At 75.9% G+C, this 22,077-nt stretch carries 18 protein-coding genes; 7 read left to right on the plus strand and 11 right to left on the minus strand.

Annotated features, from left to right (window positions below):
* The first annotated feature begins 69 nt into the window (after positions 1 to 69).
* Positions 70 to 363, plus strand: a complete 294-nt coding sequence (locus ACFVX9_RS17975; protein ID WP_063349769.1) for a hypothetical protein — start codon at positions 70 to 72, stop codon at positions 361 to 363.
* Positions 364 to 389: 26 nt separating this feature from the next.
* Here ACFVX9_RS17975 and ACFVX9_RS17980 read toward each other — a convergent pair whose 3' ends face one another.
* Positions 390 to 1,967, minus strand: a complete 1,578-nt coding sequence (locus ACFVX9_RS17980; protein ID WP_387982423.1) for a glycerol-3-phosphate dehydrogenase/oxidase — start codon at positions 1,965 to 1,967, stop codon at positions 390 to 392.
* Positions 1,964 to 2,578, minus strand: coding sequence for a TetR/AcrR family transcriptional regulator (locus ACFVX9_RS17985; RefSeq protein ID WP_063349765.1), 615 nt, complete (start codon positions 2,576 to 2,578; stop codon positions 1,964 to 1,966). The genes ACFVX9_RS17980 and ACFVX9_RS17985 overlap by 4 nt, the downstream gene beginning before the upstream one ends.
* A 20-nt stretch (positions 2,579 to 2,598) precedes the next feature.
* On the opposite strand from ACFVX9_RS17985, the gene ACFVX9_RS17990 reads away from it, so the two are divergent.
* Together ACFVX9_RS17990 and ACFVX9_RS17995 are read left to right on the plus strand one after the other, a co-directional pair.
* Complete coding sequence (locus ACFVX9_RS17990) at positions 2,599 to 4,221, plus strand: FAD-binding oxidoreductase (RefSeq protein ID WP_380478270.1); 1,623 nt, start codon at positions 2,599 to 2,601, stop codon at positions 4,219 to 4,221.
* Complete coding sequence (locus tag ACFVX9_RS17995) at positions 4,218 to 5,129, plus strand: diacylglycerol kinase (RefSeq protein WP_387982425.1); 912 nt, start codon at positions 4,218 to 4,220, stop codon at positions 5,127 to 5,129. Before ACFVX9_RS17990 ends, ACFVX9_RS17995 begins: the two co-directional genes overlap by 4 nt.
* Positions 5,130 to 5,160: 31 nt before the next feature.
* Here the strand turns inward: ACFVX9_RS17995 and ACFVX9_RS18000 are convergent, their stop codons facing one another.
* From ACFVX9_RS18000 to ACFVX9_RS18040, 9 genes are all read right to left on the minus strand, one after another.
* Entirely contained in the window at positions 5,161 to 6,081 is a 921-nt protein-coding gene (locus tag ACFVX9_RS18000) for a DUF6891 domain-containing protein (protein ID WP_387982427.1), read from the minus strand.
* A 92-nt stretch (positions 6,082 to 6,173) separates the two neighbouring features.
* On the minus strand, positions 6,174 to 6,716 hold the full coding sequence (locus tag ACFVX9_RS18005; RefSeq protein WP_387982429.1) for a GNAT family N-acetyltransferase: 543 nt from the start codon (positions 6,714 to 6,716) through the stop codon (positions 6,174 to 6,176).
* Between the two features lie 84 nt (positions 6,717 to 6,800).
* Complete coding sequence (locus ACFVX9_RS18010) at positions 6,801 to 8,159, minus strand: DUF2252 domain-containing protein (RefSeq protein ID WP_387982431.1); 1,359 nt, start codon at positions 8,157 to 8,159, stop codon at positions 6,801 to 6,803.
* Positions 8,160 to 8,336: 177 nt separating this feature from the next.
* On the minus strand, positions 8,337 to 9,929 hold the full coding sequence (locus tag ACFVX9_RS18015) for a multicopper oxidase family protein (protein ID WP_387982433.1): 1,593 nt from the start codon (positions 9,927 to 9,929) through the stop codon (positions 8,337 to 8,339).
* On the minus strand, positions 9,926 to 10,396 hold the full coding sequence (locus ACFVX9_RS18020; protein ID WP_387982435.1) for a hypothetical protein: 471 nt from the start codon (positions 10,394 to 10,396) through the stop codon (positions 9,926 to 9,928). The genes ACFVX9_RS18015 and ACFVX9_RS18020 overlap by 4 nt, the downstream gene beginning before the upstream one ends.
* A gap of 461 nt (positions 10,397 to 10,857) precedes the next feature.
* Entirely contained in the window at positions 10,858 to 13,473 is a 2,616-nt protein-coding gene (locus ACFVX9_RS18025; protein ID WP_387982436.1) for an FtsX-like permease family protein, read from the minus strand.
* A 43-nt stretch (positions 13,474 to 13,516) separates the two neighbouring features.
* Entirely contained in the window at positions 13,517 to 14,374 is an 858-nt protein-coding gene (locus ACFVX9_RS18030) for an ABC transporter ATP-binding protein (protein WP_079135965.1), read from the minus strand.
* A 151-nt stretch (positions 14,375 to 14,525) separates the two neighbouring features.
* Positions 14,526 to 15,317, minus strand: a complete 792-nt coding sequence (locus ACFVX9_RS18035) for an aminotransferase class IV (RefSeq protein WP_387982438.1) — start codon at positions 15,315 to 15,317, stop codon at positions 14,526 to 14,528.
* The gene (locus ACFVX9_RS18040) at positions 15,310 to 16,302 is read right to left on the minus strand and encodes a GNAT family N-acetyltransferase (RefSeq protein ID WP_387982440.1); all 993 of its coding nucleotides are present in this window, start codon (positions 16,300 to 16,302) and stop codon (positions 15,310 to 15,312) included. The genes ACFVX9_RS18035 and ACFVX9_RS18040 overlap by 8 nt, the downstream gene beginning before the upstream one ends.
* 268 nt (positions 16,303 to 16,570) lie before the next feature.
* On the opposite strand from ACFVX9_RS18040, the gene ACFVX9_RS18045 reads away from it, so the two are divergent.
* The 4 genes from ACFVX9_RS18045 (at position 16,571) to ACFVX9_RS18060 (ending at position 21,875) form a co-directional block, all read left to right on the plus strand.
* Entirely contained in the window at positions 16,571 to 17,722 is a 1,152-nt protein-coding gene (locus ACFVX9_RS18045) for a glycosyltransferase family 4 protein (protein WP_387982442.1), read from the plus strand.
* A 264-nt stretch (positions 17,723 to 17,986) separates the two neighbouring features.
* On the plus strand, positions 17,987 to 18,949 hold the full coding sequence (locus tag ACFVX9_RS18050) for a thiopeptide-type bacteriocin biosynthesis protein (protein WP_387982443.1): 963 nt from the start codon (positions 17,987 to 17,989) through the stop codon (positions 18,947 to 18,949).
* A 1-nt stretch (position 18,950) separates the two neighbouring features.
* Positions 18,951 to 21,692 carry a lantibiotic dehydratase gene (locus ACFVX9_RS18055; RefSeq protein WP_387982445.1) on the plus strand — a complete coding sequence of 914 codons (2,742 nt, stop codon included), beginning with the start codon at positions 18,951 to 18,953 and terminating at the stop codon, positions 21,690 to 21,692.
* 12 nt (positions 21,693 to 21,704) lie between these two features.
* Positions 21,705 to 21,875 carry a hypothetical protein gene (locus ACFVX9_RS18060; protein WP_350883108.1) on the plus strand — a complete coding sequence of 57 codons (171 nt, stop codon included), beginning with the start codon at positions 21,705 to 21,707 and terminating at the stop codon, positions 21,873 to 21,875.
* Positions 21,876 to 22,077 lie beyond the last annotated feature (202 nt).

A 22,077-nucleotide genomic window follows, 5' to 3' on the forward strand; every position in this document is an offset into this window, starting at 1 on the left:
GGCCACCCTAGACTGGCGGTGGATCCCCTGGTCCGCCCCGACCGGCGGCCCCCGCGCGGGAGGTTCCCCATGCGCCAGCGGTACAGCTTCCACTTCGACCAGGCCGGGCACTCGGTCACCGTCAACGTCCGCTCCGGCTGGATCACCGAGACCGAGCTGCTGGTGGACGGCAAGGAATGCGCCTTCCACCGCGTCCACGGGCACGGCGTCTACCCGCTGACGCTCGCCGCCCAACTCGCCGAGGAGCCGCCGCTGCCGCTCTCGGTACGGCTGGACCGCACGGGCGCGGCCGAGCACCCGTACTCCTGCGTCCTGGAGGTCGCGGGAGCCGAGCACCCGATGCCGGAGCGCGCGGCGCGCTGAGCGCCATCTCCCGGGCGACTTGCCCGCTACAGTCGCTGCGCCACGATCTCCTCGATCGCCTTCCGGGCCCGCTCGGCGTCCTCGGCGACCAGACCGATCCTGGTCCGGCGGTCGAGCACGTCGGCGACGTCCAGCGCGCCCTCGTGCGTGACGGCGTAGGCGACCTCGGCGCGCGTCACGTCCAGGCCTTCCGCGATCGACGTCAACTCCCCGGCGGCCACCACCTCCTGGGACGATCCGCCGTAGCGGGCGAGCAGCGAGCCGGGCACGGCGCCCGCCGGGAGCGGACGGCTGTCCCGGTGGGTCGGGGCCCCGACCAGCGGCAGGCGGGCCGTCCAGCAGGCCCGGGCCGGCAGGCCGCGCAGCCGGACGGCGGCGTCCACCGCGTCCTCGGCCATCCGCCGGTAGGTGGTGAGCTTGCCGCCGACCACCGTGACCAGCCCGGACGGCGACTCCAGCACCGCGTGCTCCCGGGAGATGTCGGCGGTGCTGCCGCCCCCGGTGTCGATCAGCGGCCGCAGCCCCGCGTACGCGCCGCGCACGTCCGCCCTGGTCAGCGCGGTGCTCAGGGCGGCGTTGACGGTGTCGAGCAGGAAGGCGAGCTCCCTCTCGGCGGGCTGCGGCTCGTCCGGGATCGGACCGGGCGCGTCCTCGTCGGTCAGCCCGATCGCCACCCGGCCGAGCTGCTGGGGCAGCGCGAAGACGAAGCGGCTGGTCGAACCGGGCACCGGCACGGTGAGCGCCGCGGTCGGGTGGCCGAGCGCGGCGGCGTCCACCAGGAGGTGGGTGCCCCGGCTGGGGCGCAGCCTGATCGACGGGTCCACCTCGCCCGCCCAGACGCCGGTGGCGTTGACCACCGCGCCGGCCTCGACGGTCAGCGACTGCCCGGTGACGGTGTCGGTGAGCCGGGCGCAGCCGCCCGTCACGGACTCCGCCCGCACCCTGGTCAGCACGGTGGCGCCGTACTGCGCCGCGGTCCGCGCCAGCGCCACCACCAGCCGGGCGTCGTCCACGAGTTGGCCGTCGTGCGCGACCAGCGCGCCGGACAGTCCGGCGGTCCGCACGCCCGGCACCAGCTGCCGCGTCCGCGCGGCGCCGATCCGGCGCACCCGGGGCAGCAGCGCGCCCGGCGTCCCGGCACCGAGCCGCAGCGCGTCCCCGGCGTGGAAGCCCACCCGGATCAGCGAGGCCTGCCCGGGGCGCAGCAACCCCGGGAGCAGCGGCACCAGTTGGGGCAGCGCGCGGATCAGGTGCGGGGCGGTGCGGGTCATCAGCACGCCGCGCTCGATCGCGCTCTCCCGGGCCACCCCGATCCGCCCGGAGGCGAGGTAGCGCAGGCCGCCGTGCACCAGCTTGGAGCTCCAGCGGCTGGTGCCGAACGCCAGGTCGCGGGACTCGACCAGCACCGTGCGCAGCCCGCGCGAGGCGGCGTCCAGGGCCACCCCGGCGCCGGTGACGCCGCCGCCGATCACCAGCAGGTCGACCCGCGGGCGGTCCCCCAGCGCTTCGAGTTCCACCCGGCGCCGGCCGACGTCGAGTCGGCTGGAGCCGGCGTAAGGAGCGGCGGAGCGAGCGGCGGAGGATCCGGCGGGCGTCGAGGTCATGGCGCGAGGTATCCGTTCAGTGCTCTGGTCAGTTCGCGCCGCCAGGCAGCCTCCGGCAGCAGGGAGGCGACCATGCGGTGCGACTGGACGGTGGACTGGGCGATCAGCAGGACCATGGCGGCCAGTTCGACCGGCTCCCCTGACCGGATCGAACCGTGCGCCTGCCCCTGCTCGATGCCGGCCCGCAGCGCCTCCAGCAGGCCGCGCTGGCTGGTGCCGAGCCGCTCGACGACGTACTCCAGCAGCAGGTCGGAGTCGGCGGAGCGCAGCAGCGCGCCGAGCACCGGGTGGTCCCGCAGCCGGACGGCCACCTCGACGACCCCGTCGACGAAGGCCTCCCGGCCGATCGGGGCGCCGTCGCCCCCGAGGGTCAGGGCGACGCCCTCCCGGGTGGCCCGGATCTCCCGGGTGAGCAGGGCGCCGATCACCGCCCGGACGTCCGGCCAGCGCCGGTAGACGGTCGGCCGGCTGACCCCGGCGCGGCGGGCGATCTCCGCCAACTGCGTTCGGCGCACGCCGAGATGGACGATCAGGTCGGCGGCGGCGTCCAGGATCGCGTCGTCGGTGCTGCGCGCGGGACTGCCAGGGGGCTCGGCGTTACTACTTGACATGATGTGTGAAACTGTAACGCATGGCATCTGAGACGCAAGCGGGACCGGCCGGCGCCGCGCTGCCGCTCCCCCCGATGAAGTGGGACGCCTGGGGCGACCCGGCCCTCGCCAAGGAGCTGTCCGCGGACATCAAGGGACTGCTCGCCGCCGCCCTCGGCGTCACCGGCGACGCCACCCCCGGACCGGCCGCCGACGAGGTCGTCCTGCACCCCTCGCGGATCGCCGCCGACGACCTCAAGGCCCTCGCCGCCGCCGTCGGCGAGACCAACGTCAGCGCCGCCGACGCCGACCGGCTCCCCCGCGCCGGCGGCAAGTCGACCCCCGACCTGCTGCGCCGCCGCAGCCGCGACCCCCAGGACGCGCCCGACGCCGTCGTGCTGCCCGGCGACGAGCAGGAGATCGCCGCCGTCCTCGCGCTCTGCGCCGAACGCCGCATCGCCGTCGTCCCGTTCGGCGGCGGCACCAGCGTCGTCGGCGGCCTCGACCCCGAACGCGGCGGCCTCACCGCCGTCATCTCGCTCGACCTGCGCCGCCTCGACCGGCTCCACGACCTCGACGAGACCTCCGGCGAGGCCGTCCTCGGCGCCGGCCTCACCGGCCCCGCCGCCGAGGCCCTGCTCGCCGAACGCGGCTACGAACTCGGCCACTACCCGCAGAGCTTCCGCTACGCCACCCTCGGCGGCTTCGCCGCCACCCGCTCCTCCGGCCAGGACTCGGCCGGCCACGGGCGCTTCGACGAGATGGTCCGCGGTCTGCGCGTCGTCACCCCCGCCGGTGTGCTCGACCTCGGCCGCGCCCCCGCCTCCGCCGCCGGCCCCGACCTGCGCGAACTCTTCCTCGGCTCCGAAGGCACCCTCGGCGTCATCACCGCCGTCCGCCTGCGCGTTCACCCGCTGCCCGCCGTCAAGGCCTACGAGGCCTGGAGCCTGCCCGACTTCGCCACCGGCAGCGCCGCCCTGCGCGCCGTCGAACAGGCCGGCACCGGCCCCACCGTCATCCGGCTCTCCGACGAGGCCGAGACGATGGTCAACCTCGCCACGACCGAACAGATCGGCGGCGCCCCCGCCATCACCGGCTGCCTCGCCGTCACCGTCTTCGAAGGCACCGCCGAACAGGTCGCCACCCGCCACCGGCTCACCCGCGACACCCTGCTCGCCGCCGGCGCCACGTCTGTCGGCGAGGCCCCCGCCCGGGCCTGGGAACACGGCCGCTTCAACGCCCCCTACCTGCGGGACTCCCTGCTCGGCGCCGGCGCCCTCTGCGAAACCCTGGAGACCGCGACCAGTTGGAGCCGGCTCCCGCAGCTGCGGACCGCCGTCACCGAGGCCCTCACCACCGCCCTGCCCGGCGCCCTCGTCCTCTGCCACATCTCGCACGTCTACCCGACCGGCGCCTCGCTCTACTTCACCGTCGTCGCCGCCCTCGGCGAGGACCCGCTCACCCGGTGGGCCGCCGCCAAGCGCGCCGCCGGCGACGCCATCGTCACCGCCGGCGGCACCATCACCCACCACCACGCCGTCGGCGCCGACCACCGGCCCTGGATGAGCGACGAGATCGGCGAGCTCGGCGTGCGCATCCTGCGCGCCGTCAAGGCCGAACTCGACCCGGCGGGCATCCTCAACCCCGGCAAGCTGATCCCGTGACCGGCGGTCCGCGAGCCATCAGGCGAGTGGCCGTCCTCAGCAACCCGGCGGCGGGTGCCGGCCACGCCGCGCCCGCCGCCCACCGGGCCGTCGCCCGTCTGCACACCCTCGGCCTCCAGGTCGACCGGCACGCCGGCCGCGACCCCGAGGACGCCGTCCGCCTCGCCCGCCGGGCCGTGGCGGACGGCGTCGACGCCGTCGTGGCCGTCGGCGGCGACGGCATGGTCAACCTCGCGCTCCAGGCCGTCGCCGGCACCGCCGTCCCGCTCGGCGTGATACCCGCCGGCACCGGCAACGACCACGCCCGTGCCTACGGCCTCCCGCTCGCCACCCCCGAAGCCGCCGCCGACGTCGTCGCCGCCGGACGCACCAGGACCGTCGACCTCGGCCTGGTCACCGCCGCCGACGGCACCACCCGCTGGTACGGCTCCGTCCTCGCCACCGGCTTCGACTCGTTGGTCAGCGACCGTGCCAACCGCCTGCGCTGGCCCCGCGGCCGGATGCGCTACAACCTGGCCATCCTCGCCGAGTTCGCCAACCTGCGCCCGCTGCCCTTCCGCATCACCCTCGCCGACGGCACCGTCATCGAACGCGACCTCACCCTGGCCGCCGTCGGCAACACCCGCAGCTACGGCGGCGGCATGCTCATCTGCCCCGACGCCCTCCCGGACGACGGCCTCCTCGACCTCACCCTCGTCGCCGCCATGCCCCGGCTGCGCATCGCCCGCTTCTTCCCCACCCTCTTCAAGGGCACCCACACCACCCACCCCGAAGTCACCACCCACCGCACCGCATCCCTGCGGATCGACTCCCCCGCCATCACCGCCTACGCCGACGGCGAGTTCATCGCGGCCCTCCCCGTCGACGTGAGCGCCGCCCCCGGCGCCCTCCACCTCCTGGTGCCGTGACCCACCCGTCTCCCCGTCGGAGCCGCGAGCCTCACCCGGTCAGGCGGCGGCGCCAGAGGAGCGGGCGGATCTCTATCGCATGGGAGGGGTCGGCGTTCCAGCGGGCGGGCAGGCCGGCCTCGGTGAGCGCGGCGGCCACCTCGTGACCGATGGCGGTGGTGGTCAGCGGGGAGGCGTCGAAGCCGCCGTAGCGGAGGGCGAGGCCGTGGCCGGCGGCGGCGGAGTCGGTGGACTGGGTATGGAAGTAGACGTAGCCGCGGGCGTCCAGCGCCCCGGCGGCGGCGATCTCGGCGTCGCCGCAGGAACCGCAGCAGCTGAAGTGCTCCCGGGCGGTGATGCCGGCCTCCGCCAGGGCGGCGAAGGCCCGGGTGAGGCGTTCCGGGTCGGTCTCGCCGATCCAGCCGGTCTGCTCGCCGACGCGCTCCAGCCAGAGCCGGTCGGCCAGTTGCTCAGCCTGGTCGCGGGAGGGCGGGCGGTGGTCGCCGGAGACCAGGTGGTCCTCGGCGAGTTCGGCGAGCTCGGCGCGGGTGGTGTAGCCACCGGCCAGGGTGAGGCGCAGCCGGTCGTGCAACTGTCGCAGGTCCTCGGCCGGCAGGTCGAGCGGCGGGGCGGGCTCGGACTGCGGGCCCAGGTCGAGCGGCTGCCAGTCCAGGCCGTCGCCCCAGCCCGGCTCGTGCCGCGCCCAGTCCGTCATCGCGGCGATGACCGCCTCGGGCCCGTCGGTGCGCACCTCGAAGTGCCGGGCGGCGGAGCCGTCGCGGTGTTCGAGCGTGTACTCGCCGCCTTCGGCGTGCCACACCTGGATGAAGACGTCCGGCAGGTCCGGTATCCGCTGGGCGACCAGGAAGCGGTCGCCCTTCGCGCCGATCCGCCGCACCAGCCGCGCCAACTCGGCCGCCTCCACCCGGAGGTGGCGCGTCCCGTCGTTCTCCTGCACCCCGATCGCCAGCATGTGGATCACCCAACCACACGCCACTGACAACGGCGCCGAGCCGCGGGGCGCGCCCGCCGTCAGGCCGTTCCCGGCTCGTTCCCGGCCCGCCGTCAGCCCGCCCGCTGCTCGCGGCGGAGGCGGAACAGCACGTTGGGCCGCAGCGGGCCCTCGGGGGCGGTCGGGTCCTCGAAGTCGTCGGCGGGGTCGGACGTCATGCCGAGGCGGCGCATGACGGCCTGCGAGCGGTGGTTGGTCGCGGTGGTGACGGCGAGGATCTCGGGGAGGCCGAGGGCGTCGAAGCCGTGGGCGAGGACGGCGCGGGCCGCCTCGGTCGCGTAGCCGTGGCCCCAGGCGGTGCGGGCGAGGCGCCAGCCGATCTCGACGCCGGTGAAGGGCAGGCCCTCGTCGACCTCGTCGAGGCCGGCCAGGCCGACGAACTCGCCGGTGGCGCGCACCTCGACGGCCAGCCAGCCGTATCCGCGCGCCGCGGTCCCGGCCTCGAAGCGCGCCACCGAGGCGTCGCACTGCTCGCGGGTGAGGACGTCCCCGAGGTGCTCGCGGACTTCGGGGTCGGCGTTCATCGCGGCCCAGGGTGCGAGGTCGGTGTCCCGCCAGGGGCGCAGGAGCAGGCGGTCGGTGCGCAGTTCGGTCATGCGGGCCAGCCAACGCCGACCGCGCCCGCCGGGGCAACCCGTTTTCCGCACCCCCCGTATCCCCCCCCGGGGGGCGCGCCGTGCTCAGACGCCCGGGGTCGCGGCGATCCGGCCGGCGTCGATCGCGGCGACCAGTTCGGCGTGGTCGAGCGCCGTCTGGTCGGCGTACCGGACGGAGAAGTCGGCGATCGCCTCGGCGAAGGCGTCCGCGCCGCCCAGGTAGCCGGCGATGGCGAGGCGGTCGCCGGTGCGCGCGTGGGCGCGGGCGAGGGTGCGGCCGCACAGGTCGGCGTAGGCGCGCAGGCCGGACGGGGCCAGGTCGGCGACCTCGACCGAGCCCTTCATGTCGCGCAGTTGGCGGCCGTAGAAGTGGCGCCCGGCGGGGCCGACGGTCCAGCCGAGGAAGATGTCGCCGGCGGCCTGCATGAGGTGCTGGCCGGTGACGACACGGCGCCCGCCGCGGTGGACGGAGACCTCGGCGTCGACCCGGGTGGGCGGCAGGTGGTCCTCCAGGACGGACCGCCCGGCCTCCTTGAGCTGGAGGAACAGCGGGTCGCGGGTGTCCCGGCCCTCCAGCAGGACGATGTAGCAGCGGGTGCCGACGCTGCCGACACCGACGACCTTCATCGCCGCGTCGACGAAGCGGTAGCGGTCGAGGAGGACGCGACGGTCCTCGGCGAGGGCGGCCCGGTAGTCGCTGAACACCTTGCCGATGTCGCGCAGTTCGTTCTTCTTCAGCGGTTCGACGAGCGGTGGCGCGCTGATGATGCGCCGCTGCCCGTCGCGTTCCTCGGTGAGCTTGCCGAAGGCGTGCAGGCTGGTGCGGCGGCGGGCCTGGGCGAGGTCGGCCTCGGCGCGCTTGCGCTGCCGGGGTTTGCGGAGCAGCGCCAGCAGGTCGCCGGCGTCGATCCGGGAGTACCAGACGTCGAGTTCGCCGAGCCCGGCGAGGCGGCGCATGGCGGTGGCGTAGCCCTGGACGGCGGTGCGGGCGGCGCGGTGGGCGCGGTCCTCGTCCTGTCCGTGGTCGCGGGCGGCGACGGCGATGCTGGCGGCCAGCCGTTTGACGTCCCACTCGAAGGGGCCGGGGTGGGTCTCGTCGAAGTCGTTGACGTCGAAGAGCAGGGCGCGTTCCGGCGAGGCGAACAAGCCGAAGTTCACCAGGTGGGCGTCGCCGCAGAGTTGGACGGTGAGGCCGGTGTCGGGGACGGCGCCGAGGTCGGCGGCCATGACGGCGGCGGCGCCGCGCAGGTAGGCGAAGGGGGTGTCGGCCATCCGCCCGTAGCGGATCGGCAGCAGCCGGGCGACCCGGCCCTCGCCCTGGCGCACCAGCACCTCGACCGGGTCGGGCCGGTCGGCGGCGGGGATCCACCGCCCGTGGGCGGAGCGGGAGACGCGGTCACGGGCGGCCCGGCCGTGCCGGCGGCGTTCGGCGGGGGTGGTCATGCGCGGCTCCTCGGTCGGCGGGACGGCGGGGACGGCGGGAAGACGAAACGGCGAAACGGCGGGCGGGGTGCGTCTCCCCGCGACGCTAGGCCACGAGTGCCGGAACGCGCACCGCGCGCCCTCCGGCACTCGGCCGACCGGATGAAGCCCGCCGGACGAAGCCCCCCGGCCCCCGGCTCACTGCACGGTGAAGTCCGCCATCATCGCCATGTCCTCGTGCTCCAGGTTGTGGCAGTGCATCATGTACGTCCCCTGGTAGTCGGTGAAGCGCACCAGGACCTCGACCGCCTCGGCCGGGCGCAGGTCGACGGTGTCCTTCCAGCCGCCGTCGTACGGGCCCGGGTCGCGGCCGTTGCGGCTGAGCACCTGGAACTGGTTGAGGTGGACGTGGACGGGGTGGTGCAGGTCGGAGGTGAAGCGCCACCGCTCGGTGCTGCCGAGGGCGGGCCGGGCGAGGTCGTGGCCGGGCCGGTACAGGTCGCCGTTGATGGTCCAGCCGTAGCTGCCGCTGCGCCGGAAGATGAACTTGCGGGTGACGTCGACGGCGGAGGCGTCCAGTTCCTCGACCGCGGACAGCTTGTCGGGCACGGTCGAGTCGTCGCCGACCTTCTTGCCGGAGACGTCGAAGCGCATCACCTCCGCCGTACGGCCGCTGCCGAAGAGGTTGAGCAGGCGCACCGAGGTGCCCGGGGCGTAGCGGGAGAAGTCGACGACGATGTCGAAGCGCTCGGCGGGGGCGATCTCCAGCACGTCGTGGGCGATCGGGGCGGCGAGCAGGCCGCCGTCGGAGCCGATCTGGACGAGGGCGTCGCCGCCGGAGGGCTGCGGGTCGAGCCGGAGCCGGTAGGGGCGGGCGTTGGAGGCGTTGAGCAGACGCAGCCGGTAGCGGGCGCGGTCGACGTCGAGGCGGGGCCAGGGGGCGCCGTTGACGAGGATGACGTCGCCGAGGACGCCGTTCATGTAGTCGTCGGTGACGCCGGGCGAGGCGAGGTCCTCGTCGATGGCGGGGTAGCGGAAGGAGCCGTCCTCGGTGAAGGAGCGGTCGGCGAGCATCAGCGGGAGGTCGCGGTCGCCGCGCGGCAGCGGCAGGGCGCTCTCCTCGTCGTCGTGGACGAGGTGGAAGCCGGCCAGGCCGCGCCAGACGCCGGGGCCGGTGAAGCCCATCCGGTGGTCGTGGTACCAGAGGGTGGCGGCGCGCTGCTTGCCCGGGTAGGTGTGGGTGCGCTCGCCCTCCGCGGTGCGCCCGGCCTCGTGGCCCATCCCCGCCATGCCGGGCATGTCGGACATCCCCGGCATGCCCGCCGCCCCCCGGCCCGCGCCGGAGGAGCCGACCGGCAGCAGCAGGTCGACGGGGTAGCCGTCGCTGTCGGCCGGGGTGTGGCCGCCGTGCAGGTGGACCACGGACGGCACCGGCAGCTCGTTGCGGTGCTTGACCACCGCCGCCCGGCCGGACCGGGTGACCACCGTCGGCCCGGGGAAGGTGCCGCCGTACGTCCAGGCCTCGGTCCTGACGCCGGGCAGGATCTCCAGCTCGGCGACCCGCTGGGTGATCTCGTAGTAGTCGGCCGTCGCGTCGGTGCGCACCGGCTGGAGCACCGCGGGCACCGGCAGCGGCACCTGGAACGGCTCGGGCAGGTCGAGGCCGCTGCTGAGCAGCCGGCCGGGGTGGCCCTCGGCGAACAGCCGGGCGGCGGCGGGGCCGGCGACGGCGGCCAGCGCGCCCGCGCCGAGGACGGAGGCGCCGACGCCCAGGAACCGTCGACGGTTCACTTGGACACCTCCAGCGGCCCGCCGGGGCGCGGCAGGCGTCCGCTGCCGTCCGGCTCGGGCAGGTGGTCCGCGCGGGCGGGCAGCGGCAGCCGCCAGGCGCCGACCAGCCCGAACAGGACCCCGCTGACCAGCAGCACCCCGAGGGTGACGTGCACGCTGATCGACCGCGCGTAGCCGGCCGCGATCTGGCCGACGACGGCGACGGTCAGCACGGCGGTGCTCCACAGCGGCCAGAGCGGGCCGCGACCGGGCCGGCGCACCAGCGCGGCCGCCACCAGTTGGCAGAGGACCACGGTGGCCAGCGTCATCGCGTTGCCCTCGTGGTCCTTGAGGGACTCGTAGGTGCCGTTGAGGAAGCTGCCGGCCAGCATGACCTGGAGCAGGGCCAGGACCGCCAGGGTGGTCGCGGTGATGCGCAGCAGGATCAGCGGCCAGCGGGGCGCGGCGGCCGCGGGAGGACTGCTCATGTCGGGCTACTCTCTGCTTCGGCGGGTCGGGCGGGTCCGACGGGGCGGGCGAGAGCGTAGCTGATCCGACATCACGATCAGCTCCAATAAAGGGGTTTGGACTTTCCCGGCTACCCCATTGCGCCTACTCGGCCCGGCTTTTGTCACCCGTACGAGCGAGGCTCAGGTGTGGCCGTCCAGCGATCCTCTAGGTCCTGTCCGGTCGATCTTGGCGGATCAGCCCGCGGCGGTGGGCGCCCGGCTGGGCGTGCGCCCGGATCGCCCTCGCACTGGACGTACTTGGGCGATTCGGGCGTGCGTCCAGGCGGGATGCCTGGGGGTACCTCCCGGCCGCCAGGCTGGGGGCGCGTCGCGGGCCCGGCAAGATCGGCCGGACAGGACCTGGCAGGTGCCGTGACCAGCCCGAAGGGCCCCTTCCGGCGGTACCGGACGGGGCCCTTCGGGCTTTTCACGGGCCTCGGCTACTGCCGGGCGGCGCCCAGCGCCACCGGGCGGGTGCGCAGCAGGGCCCGGGCGGGCAGCCCGGTCGCGCCGAGGCAGAGCAGGACGGCTCCGGCGGCCAGCGGCAGGGCGAGCGCCGGCGGGATGTACGGGGAGGAGTTGGCGACGCCCCGGGCGATCGGGACGAGGGCGATCCAGGCGATCCCCCCGCCGATCACCAGGCCGGTCGCGGCGACCAGCAGCGCCTCCCAGCGCATCATGCCGCGCACCTGGCGCCGGGTGGTGCCGGCCAGTCGGAGCAGGGCGACCTCGCGGCGCCGGTCGAGGACGGTCATCACCAGGGTGTTGACGGCGGTGACGGCGGCGAACCCGCCGAGCACGCCGGCCATCACGGTGTTGGCCCAGGCGTTCAGCTCCATCATCTTGTCGGACTGGGCGACGAATCCGGCCCGGTCGGTCACGGTCGCCCCGCCGGGGCCCGCGAGGCCCGCCAGCGCGGCCGCCACCGCCGTACGGTCGGCGCCCGGCGCGTCGGCGACCAGCACCTGGCTGTCGTACCCGGCGGTGACGTGCCCGGCGACGACCGCCCGGGGCAGCAGCACCTGGCCGAAGCCGAGCCCGCGGTCGTAGACGGCGACCACGGCGGGCTGCACCGGGGTGCCGTCGCCGAGCCGCAGCGGCACCCGGTCGCCGACCTTGACGTCCAGGGCGTCGGCCAGCGTGGCGTCCAGGGCGACGGTGTCGGCGGCGCGGCCCAGGTCGGCGAGCGAACCGCTGCGCACGCCCAGGTCGAGCACCCGGGACAGCCGGGCCGGGTCGCCGTCGACGCCGAGCGCGGTGGCGGAGCCGAGCTGCATGTCGTGGGTGTACACGGCGGCGGTGCGCAGCACGCCGACCGCGGCGTCCACACCGGGCACCTTGGCGGCCCGGGCGGCGGTGCCCGCGGGCAGGCCGGGGCCGGTGGAGCCGATCACGTGGTCGGCGACGATGCCGTCCCGCACGTTCGCGCCGGTGGCGTGGCTGATGGTGCTCTGGAGGAACAGCAGGGTGCCGCAGAAGGCGGTGACCAGCACGATCGGGGTGATCGCGGAGGCCAGCCGGCGGGCGTTGGCTCGGGTGTTGTCGGCGGCCAGCGAGCCGGGGGCGCCGCCGGCCCGCAGCGGGGCGCCGAACACCGTGGCGGCGACCCGCGCCACCCAGGGGCCGAGCAGCGCGACGGCCAGCATGAAGCACATGACCACGCCGAGCGCGGTGTTGGCGGCGTTGATGCCGTCCAGGGCGGCCGCGAAGGCGGCGGCCACCACGCCGCCGACGGCGAAGAGCAGCCCGAAGACGGTCCGCACCACGCCGGGGTGGCCCGGTTCGACGGCGGCCGCGCCGAGCGCCTGACCGGGGCGCAGCTTGGCGGGGCGGCGGGCGGCCAGGAAGCCGGCGGTCAGCGCGGCGAGGGTGCAGATGAGGACGGCGGCGAGCATCGGCAGCGGGCCGACGTCCAGTCGCACGCCCTGCGGCACGGCGCCGCGCGAGGTCAGTTCGTCGAACCACCAGCGGGCCAGGGCCAGTCCGGGCAGGATGCCGAGCGCCCCGGCGACCGGCGCGACCAGCATCGCCTCGGTGGCGATGGTGCGGCGGATCTGCCGCGGGGTGGCGCCGATGGCGCGCAGCAGGGCGAACTCGCGGGCGCGCTGGCCGGTGGCCAGGGCGACGGTGCTCATCACGACGAAGATCGCGGTCATGGTGGCGTAGCCGCCGAAGCTGCCGCCGAGCCCCATCAGCAGGGTGCGGGCCTCGCCGATGGCGGGCTGTTCGACGGTGCCGCGGCCGTCGCCGGTGAAGACCTTGGCGCCGCCGCTCTCGGCCTTGGCCTCCAGGCCGATGGCCTGGGTGCCGGCGGCCTTGGTGTCCACGGCCTTGGTGCCGGGGGCCTGGGCGTCGAGGGCCTGGCGGACCTGCGCGACCAGCGCGGCGCGGTCCACGCCCTCGCGCGGCTGGACGGCGATCGCGTCGATCCGGCCGGGGTGGCCGGAGAGGCGGTCGGCGGTGGCGTCGGCGAACCAGGCGGTGGGGCCGGCCGACTGGGCGGCGGCCAGGCCGGAGACCCGGTAGTCGCCGGTGCCGCCGGGGGCGGTGAGGGTGAGCTTCGCGCCGGGCGCGAGGTGGGCGGCGCGCGCCGTGTCGGCGTCCAGCACCACCTCGTCGGCGCCGGGCGCACGGCCCTCGACCAGTTGGTCGGCCGGGCCGGCGATGCCGAGCGCGGCGAAGCCCCGGCCGGTCAGGGCGGGGGTGCCGGCGCCGGCCGGCAGCGGAAAGGCGCTGTCCGGGCGGGCCGCGGCGACCCCGGGCAGTGCGGCGATCCGGCCCACCAGGGCGGCGTCCGTCCGGGCCCGCTCGGGGGTGGTCTGCTCCCTGGTCTCGGTGTCGCGGCCGACCTTGGCGGTGATCCGCACCATCGGGTCGGCCGCGACCACCACCGGGGTGCCCGCGTACCGCTGCGGTGCGACGCTCGCGGTCAGTCCGGTCTGCAGCAGCACGCCGCAGGCCACCACCACGGCGGCGCCCAGCAGCAGGGCGACCAGGGTGCCCACGAAGGAGGCGGGTCGAAAGCGCACCGAGGCGCGCGCCAGTCCGTTGCTCATGCCCCTGCCCCGTTCCACTCGTCGATCGGTCCACGCCACCCGTTCACGCCGCGACCCCCACCGGGCGGGCGGTGAGCGAGACCATCCGGTCGGCGACGGCCTGCGCCTGCGGGTGGTGCAGCTCGTCGACGAGCGCGCCGCCGGCCAGGAACAGCGCCCGGTCGGCGAACGAGGCCGCCACCGGGTCGTGGGTCACCATGACCACCGTCGCGCCCAGGTCGTCCACGGCGCGCCGCAGCAGGCCCAGCACCTCGTGCGCGGTGCGGGTGTCCAGCGCGCCGGTCGGCTCGTCGGCGAACACCACGTCCGGGTCGGTGATCAGCGCGCGGGCGATCGCCACCCGCTGCTGCTGGCCGCCGGAGAGCTGGCCGGGCCGCCGCTTGGCGTGCTCGCCGAGGCCGACCTGGGCCAGCAGCTCCCGGGCCCGGGCGCGATCCTGGCGCTCGCCCGCCAGCCGCTGCGGGAGCAGCACGTTCTGCTCCACCGTCAGCGAGGGCAGCAGGTTGAAGGACTGGAAGATGAAGCCGATCCGGCTACGGCGCAGCTTGGTGAGCCGGTCCTCGCTCAGCCGGGTGATGTCCTCGCCGCCGAGGCGGATCTCCCCCTGGTCGGGCTTGTCCAGGCCCGCCGCGCACTGCAGGAAGGTCGACTTGCCGGAGCCGGACGGGCCCATCACGGCGGTGAAGGTGCCCCGGGCCAGCGCCAGGTCGATCCCGCGCAGCGCGTGCACGGTCTCGGCGCCGCGGCCGTAGGTGCGGCGCACCCCGCGCAGCTCGATCGCCGGACGGGCGCCCTGCTCGGTGTACGGGCCGCCGCCGTACGCCCCCGTCGCGTACGGTCCGGCGGCGTGCGGTCCGGCGGCGTACGGCTCGGTCGATGGGCGGTCGTGGCGGCGTGCCATGGGTGGGCCTTCCTTCGGGGATCGTCGGTGGTCGTCGACGGGTTCCACGTTAGAAAAGGCCAGGCCGGCGGACCATGGAGGCCGCTGGCGGACCGGGGGTGGGGATATCCCCACCCCCCTCCGGGGGCCTGCGGGCCGGCGCCGGGCGGGCTCACACCGGGTCGGCGGCGATCTCCCCGTAGGCGGTGGCGAGTTCGGCGAGCACGGGGTGCGCCGGGTCGAAGGCCGTACCGTCGACCGCGGCCAGCGGCCGGACGCCGACACCCGCGTTCACCGCGAACGCCGCCGTGAAGCGGCCCAGCCCGGACGCGTCCACCCGCTCGCGCGACTGCGGCCCGCCGTACGCGCCGGCCAGCAGCGCGGCGGTCACCCCGGGCAGGCTCGGGCCGTCCGGCCAGACCAGTCGGCGGCCGTCGAGGAAGCCGACGTTCCAGGTGGCGCCCTCGACCACCCCGCCGCCGTCCGGCTCCACCAGCAACACGTCGTCGTAGCCGTCGAGTTGGGCCCGCCTGCGGTGGTGGACCAGGCCGAACAGGCCGACGTGCTTCACCTCCGGCAGCTCCCGCCGGTACCCGACCGTGCGCACCCGCAGCGGGGCCGGCGCGGCCACCGCCGCCGGGCGGGTGGTCAGCAGCAGCCGCGGCGCCGCCGGGCCGCCGGGGCGCTCCAGGCCGAGCTCCGGGTCGTACACCGTCACCCGGACGATCACCGGCGCGCCGTCGGCGGGCAGCACCGCGCGGATCCGCTCCCGCACCGCCGCCCGGTCCAACTCGGCGGCGAACAGCACCCCGCAGTCCCGGAGCAGCCGGTCCAGGTGCAGCGCCAGGCCCCGGACCCGGCCCGCCTCGACGCGCAGGGTGGTGAAGTGCCCATAGTTCAGCAGCCCCAGTGCGGCCAGCCGCGCCGGGTCGGCCGGCACGCCGTCGATCTCGATCTCAGCCATCCCCCGAGTCTGCCAGCCCCGGCGCCGCCGCCACCGGGGCCTCCGCTCTCGGCGCCGGGGGCGGGGTCGGCGCTTCGGACGCCGCCACCGCCGGGCGGTACGGGCTGACCACCTGGCGGCCCGCCGCCAGGGCCAGCTGCTCGAAGTGCTCGATCTTGTAGGCCAGCCCCTCCGGCTCCCCGGCGTCCGACCACCGCCACGCCTCCGCCCACCACTGCGGGCCGCGCACCAGCGGCCGGCCCGCGAGCGCCAGATGCAGCGCCAGGGTCGAACGCGCGTACTCGTGCACCCAGCCGTCGGCCGCCCGGTAGTCGGGCGTCTCGTCGAGCCGCAGCCAGCGGCCCTCGCAGCCGGCGGCGAGCATCGGCACCCAGCCCCAGCCCCGGTCCGCGACCAGCAGGTGCAGCCAGCCGCCCTCCTCGCACACCCGGTACGGCGGGAGCTGCGGCATCCGGGCCAGGGCCAGCGAACGCTTCCAGCCGACCACCCAGAGGCCGCGGCGCAGGTAGTAGCGGACGGCGTGCTGCCAGGACCAGTGCGCCTCCAGCCGGAAGCCGGGCAGGCCCTCCGCGGCGGCCGCCGCGTACACCTCGTCCAGCGCCCCGGCGGCCAGCCCCCGGCCGCGCGCCTCCGGAAGCAAGTAGAGGGAGGAGACGGCGAGTTGGCCGGGCCCCTTGGTCCAGTTGTCCACCGCCACCGTGCCGGCCGCGGCGCCGCCCTCGTCCAGCACCCAGTAGCGGCGCCGGTAGAGCTCGCCGCCGGGCCACTCCCGACCGCTCTCCCCCAGCCGCTCGCGCCACCGGCGCTCGGCCTCCGGCGTCAGCGCGTCCGGGGCCACCAGCTCCCCCAGCTCGCCCTCCACCAGGGACGTCAAGTCCCAGAGGGCGAACCGCCGTTCGTCCCCCTCGGCGACCGCCCGCAGCCGCGGCCCCGCCGCCAGCCGGTCCTGCGCCCGCTCCACTGCCGCATCCCACGACCTCACCACGCCGACACGATAGCGGGAGCGCGGGCACTTTCCGTAATCCAGCGAACACCGAACGTCAGATCGGATGCGAAGGTCTCCGGGCGAAGGCCCCGACGGATGGTAGGGGAAACCCGACCAGAGGACTCGACCTGACCGTGATGACCAGGCTGACCTGCGACGATGCAATGAACGGGTGATGAATCGGCACGACTCCCCGGACCCGCGACCGCTGCCGGCCGGCCCTGGTGCCAACGCCTTCTCCGACACCGAACCGAGGTCTCACCCGCCCATGGGCAGCACACTCATCGTCACCAACGACTTCCCGCCCCGCCAAGGCGGCATCGAAACCTTCGTCCACGCCCTGGCCACCCGGCTGCCCCACTCCGACCTCGTGGTCTACACCTCCGCCGAACCGGGCGCCGATCGGCACGACGCCGCCCTCCCCTTCCCGGTGATCCGCGACCGGACCCGCACCCTGCTGCCCACCGCCCGGGCCACCCGCCGCGCCGCCGAGATCGCCCGCGCCCACGGCTGCGACCGGGTCTGGTTCGGCGCCGCCGCCCCGCTCGCCGCGATGGCCCCCGGCCTGCTGCGCCAGGCCGACGGCATCCAACGCACCGTCGCCACCACCCACGGCCACGAGATCTGGTGGGCCCGGACCCCCGGCGCCCGCCGCCTGCTGCGCCGGATAGGCCGCAGCGTCGACGTCGTCACCTACCTCGGCGAGTACACCCGCGCCCGGATCGCCCCCGCCCTCGGCCCGGACGCCCAACTGGCGCGCCTCGTCCCGGGCGTGGACCCGGACCGCTTCCGGCCCGGCGCCGCCGGCGCCCGGCGGGCCCGCACCGGGCCGGTGATCCTCTGCGTCGCCCGGCTCGTCCCGCGCAAGGGGCAGGACGTCCTGATCCGCGCCCTGCCGGCGATCCGCCGGGCCGTCCCCGGCACCGTCCTCGTCCTCGTCGGCCAGGGCCCGTACGAGGACCGCCTGCGCGCGCTCGCCCACCGGTGCACCGAGCCCGGCAGCGTCGAATTCGCCGGCGGTCTCGACCACGCGGCCACCGCCGCCCACTACGCCGAGGCCGACGTCTTCGCCATGCCGTGCCGTACCCGCCGGGCGGGCCTCGAAGCCGAAGGCCTCGGCATCGTCTACCTCGAAGCGGCCGCCGCCGCCCTACCCGTCGTCGCCGGCCGATCCGGCGGCGCCCCCGACACCGTCCTCGACGGCGTCACCGGCACCGTCGTCGACGGGCGCGACCCGGCCGACGTGGCCGCCGCCCTCACCCGTCTCCTCCTCGCCCCGCCGGCGGACCGCGCCCGGATGGGCACCGCCGGCCGCGACTGGGCCACCACCCACTGGTCCTGGACCGCCTCCGCCCACCGCCTCGCCCACCTGCTCGACCCCACCCGGTCCGTCACCGGCGCTCTCGCCGAGCTCTCCTGACACTTTCGGGCTCGCCAACGCCGTTTTGCTCAATGGGAGTTCGAGCAGAAGTGACACCAACTCACCAGCAAGCGGGCGATCATCGAGCCAGGGGGGGCGAAGGCTTCAGAATCCGCCCGCAGGACGCGCCTTCAGCGCGCGAAGTCCCTTGCGCGCAGCGGGCGCACCCTTTTTCATCATATGAATATTTGCCTTCCGTTTTTCAATCCGACCGAATGGTGGAAACCCCAGGAGCAGAGCCGAAATCACGAGGAGGTGGGCACCATGGTGGAGGTCGAACGATTGCTGGCCGACTGCCTCCAGGACGCTCGCGACATTCCGTGGGGAACGGTACCGGTCGATTCCGCGGGCCCCGAATACGAGGCCGCGCGCCGCGCGTTCCTGACGGCCGGGCTGTCCGCGCTGCGCGACGACAGGCCCGAGGACGGCTGGGTGCAGATCAACCTCGCACCGGGCCCGGCCACTTGGCACCGGACGTACCGCGCCGTCGCGGACACGGCCCGCGACCTGATCGCCGCCGGCGCGGCGCGCTCCTTCTTCTTCATGCACAAACCGCCCGGGCTGCGGGTCCGGTTCGAGGCGGGCCGGTCCGATGTCGGGGCGCTGCGCGAGGAACTGACGCGCCGCTTCCGTGCGGTGGACGGACAGCCGCAACCGCCGCTGTGCGGACGGTACGAGCCGGAGACCTACCTCTTCGGCGGCCCGCGATCGATGCGGCACGTCCACGACCTGTTCACGGTGGACTCCCTGGCCTGGCTCGATCACCACGACACCGTCGCGGCGCCGGGCCGACCGGAGGCGGTCGCGGACTGGCGGTTGTCCCTGTACCTCCTCGGTGAACTCCTCGACGGCCTCGGCATCGTCGGCTGGGAGCACCGCGGGGTCTGGCAGGTGCTCCAGGACGACGCCGGCCGCAGGCTGGGCACCGACCCGGACGAGGACACCCGGCGCGCCGCCGCGGGCATCCTCGCGGCCTGGCGGGCCGACGGACAGAGCCTGCTCGCTCCGCTGCCGCCGCACCGGCGAGCGGCGGTCGAGGTGCACGGGGACGCCGTGCGCCGGGCCGCCGAGCGCTGGCGCACCGGCTACTTCGAGTCCGGCGAGGCGGCGATCGGCCCGCGCCGCGCCGCCGCCCACTACGTCGTCTTCCACTGGAACCGGGGGCGGTTCTCCCTGGCCCGGCAGAGCCTGCTGACCCACGCGCTCACCGGTGACGGGAGGTCCTGACGTGTCCGAGGACCGGGAACTGGGCGCCGCGGCACTGCTCCGCGTGGCCGGCATGCCCTTGGCGGCGTGGGCGGCGGCGGGCAACCCGGAACTGTTCGCACAGGTCGCCGACCACGCCCGGCGGGACGAACGGCGGGCGGAGCACGCCCGCCGACTGGCCGAGCAGCTGGGCAGCGTGGTCGTGCCGCATCCCGCCCTCACCGCCGCCGACCGCCGCGCCGTGCTGGCCGTGCGCCGTCGGCTGCACTCCGGCGCCGCACCGGGCCCGGCCGACTGCGGGCTGCTGGGGCGGCTGCCCGCCGCCGCCGGCCTCGTCGCGGACGCCGCACGGCTGTCCGGCGAAGCCGAGTCGGCGGCCTTCGCTCTGCGGCGGCTGGAGGCCGCGGTGACGGCCGAGCGCGAGCGCGTGGGCGCTCTGGGCTGGTCCCTGGTGTGCGCGTCGCCCGTCATGCGGGCCTTCCTGGACGAGGTGGAGCCCGGAGCGGCCGCAGACGTGGCGGGCCGGCTGGCCGCGGGCGAGTCCTGGAGCGGGAAGCGGCTGCGCAAACGGGCGGCGTACGTGTGGCGGGCGCTCGGTAGGGCCGCGGCGAAGACCACCCCGCGCGGCTGGGTCGGCCAGGTCACCCTGCTGCCGGTCACCCCGGCGGGCGCGAACGGCGGCGGGAACAGTGGCGGGAACGGCGGCTGGGCCGACGGCCCCCTGCTGCGGCTCGTCCCGCCCGGTACGGCCCTCGGCGAGGTGGCGGCCGAGGCCGTGGAGAACGTCCACGGCGTGCGGGCCCGGCTCGGCGCCCTGGACCTGCGGGCGGCGGACCCGGCCACGGTGCTGGCCCTGGCTCCGCTGCACTTCCCCCAGCCGGCGGGCACCGCACCGGGCGCCGGTGTCCTGCGCTGCTGGGTGACCGACCCGCACGACCGGGGCCGGTTGCGGCAGGTCGACCTGCGGCGCTCCCTCCCCCTGGATCACGTGCTGGCCCAACTGGCCGACGGCCCACGCCCGTTGGGCGACCTCGAAGCGGCTCTGCTGGGCACGGCCGCGACCGGGGCGGCGGCTTCCGCTCCCACGGTGCTGCGCGGCTTCCTCGCGCACCTGCTCGGACTCGGCGTGCTCCAGGCCTGCGCGGCCCCGCGCCGCCGCACCACGGGCTGGCTCGCCGCCGAGGACGTCCGCGCACGCGGCACCCTTCCGCAACCGGCGCCTCCTCCGGCACCCGCACCAGCACCTGCGCCGAGCACCGATTCCGCTGTACCCGCACCCGCGCTCCGTACCACCGGCTCCGCCGCCCCCGCCGACGACTCCCGGCCGTGGTTCACCGACTCCTACCGCACCATAGCCTCGGCCGTCTCCGGAGCAGCCGCCCGCCAGGTGCAGCAGGGCCTCGGCACCGCCGCCCGCGTGGCGTGGCTGCGGGAAGCCGACCGGCTCGCGGGGCCGGACCCGCACCGGCTGCCGGCGGAGCTCGCGGAGCTCACCGAACGGCCGTGCCCGCTCGGCGAGATCCTCGCGCGCCACCTACCCGACGGCAGCTGCCCGCCGCCACCGCCGAAGCCCCCACGCCGGTACGCGGGCTGGCACCCCGCCGAGACCTCCGGTTCCGGTTACGCGAGGCTGCTGGCCCACCTGTCCGCCCGGGCCGGCGGCGGACCGGTGGACCTGGACGACGACCTGCTGGACACGCTCGGGGCGCCCCCGGCCGCAACCGCGCTGCCGCCCTGGCCCCTGGACTGCCTGCTGCGTCCGCTGCCGGGCCCCGGCCCGGTCGCGGTACTGGAGACCGCCTCACCGGCGGGCGTGCTGGACGCCCGGTTCGCCGACGCGCTCCACACCCTGCACGGCGGCTACGACAACCTCCGGAGCTACCGGGCCTTCCTCGCCTCCGTCGAGCGGCTGTCCGGGGCGCGCTTCGTCGAACTGCTGGTGCCGCCGCTGGCCGGACGCGCCGCCAACGCCGTCCGGCGGCCGGTCATCACCGGCTGGTGGACGGGGGATCCCGATCCCCTGCCGTACCAGGGAGCCGACGGCCTGACGGCCCGCTACCTGCCGCTGGAGCGCATCACCCTGCGACGGGTCGGCCCGCGGATCATCGCCGAGGCCGACGGGTGCCGGCTGCTGCCCGTCCACCACGCCACCCGTACGCCCCTGCCCCCGTACGACGTCCTGGTCCGGCTGCTGCTGGCCGCCGGCCACCCGGCGGGCTCGCGCCTGATCCGCCTGGACGGCCTGGCCGAGGCGTTCCCCGACACGGACCGACTGCCCCGGGTGACCGTCGGCGGCGGCGCCCTGGTCATCAGCCCCGCGGTCTGGCGCGTGCCGGCGGCCCAGCTGTGGCGGCCCGGCGACGGCGACCTGACCAAGGTGCGCGCCCTCGCCGCCCTCGGGCGCTCGGCCGGGCTGCCGCGCTTCGCGTTCGTCCGGGCCGTACCCCAGCCGAAACCGGTTCCCGTGGACTTCGCGGCGCTGACCGCGGTCCCGCTGCTGGAGCGGATCTGCGCGCGCCACCCAGGTGCGGACCTGCTGGTCGAGGAGATGCTCCCCGACCCGGGCGGCCTGCTGCTCCACGACCCCGTGCACGGCGGTGCCGCCGTCGCCGCCCAGCTGCTGCTCAGACTTCCGTTCGACCAGGGCGCCGAGGAACTCGCGGAGCCCGCCGCCGCCGCACTGCGCGGCGAACCCGACGTCCCCGGTGCGCCCGCCCCTCGCGGGCGGGCCACCGGGGCGGTCTCCACCCATCACCGCTCCTGAAGGAGGACAACCATGCCCGACATCACGGCGCTCACCGACCTCGACGCCCTCATCGGCGACCTGGACGCGCGCATCACCGAGACCACCCTGCCGACCCCCGAGGCCAGCAGCGGCGGCTGCAGCGGCGTCTGCACCGTCCTGATCTGCGACACGGTGCTGCTCTGTAGCGGCCTGTTCTGCTGATCTCCCGTCAGGCCGTCCGAGGGCACGCCCTCGGACGGCCACCCGGACAACGGCCCCTGACGGCCGCCACCACCGGCACTCCGCCCGGCCCCCCCCAGCCCGGCGGAGTGCCGACCCCTCTTTCCCTAAGGGGCCCCCTGCCGCCGCACACCCCGAACACCAAGAGCACCGAGAGAACCCAGAGCAACGGCACCACCGTCCC

Source organism: Kitasatospora sp. NPDC058243, from assembly GCF_042882025.1.
Lineage (GTDB): Bacteria > Actinomycetota > Actinomycetes > Streptomycetales > Streptomycetaceae > Kitasatospora.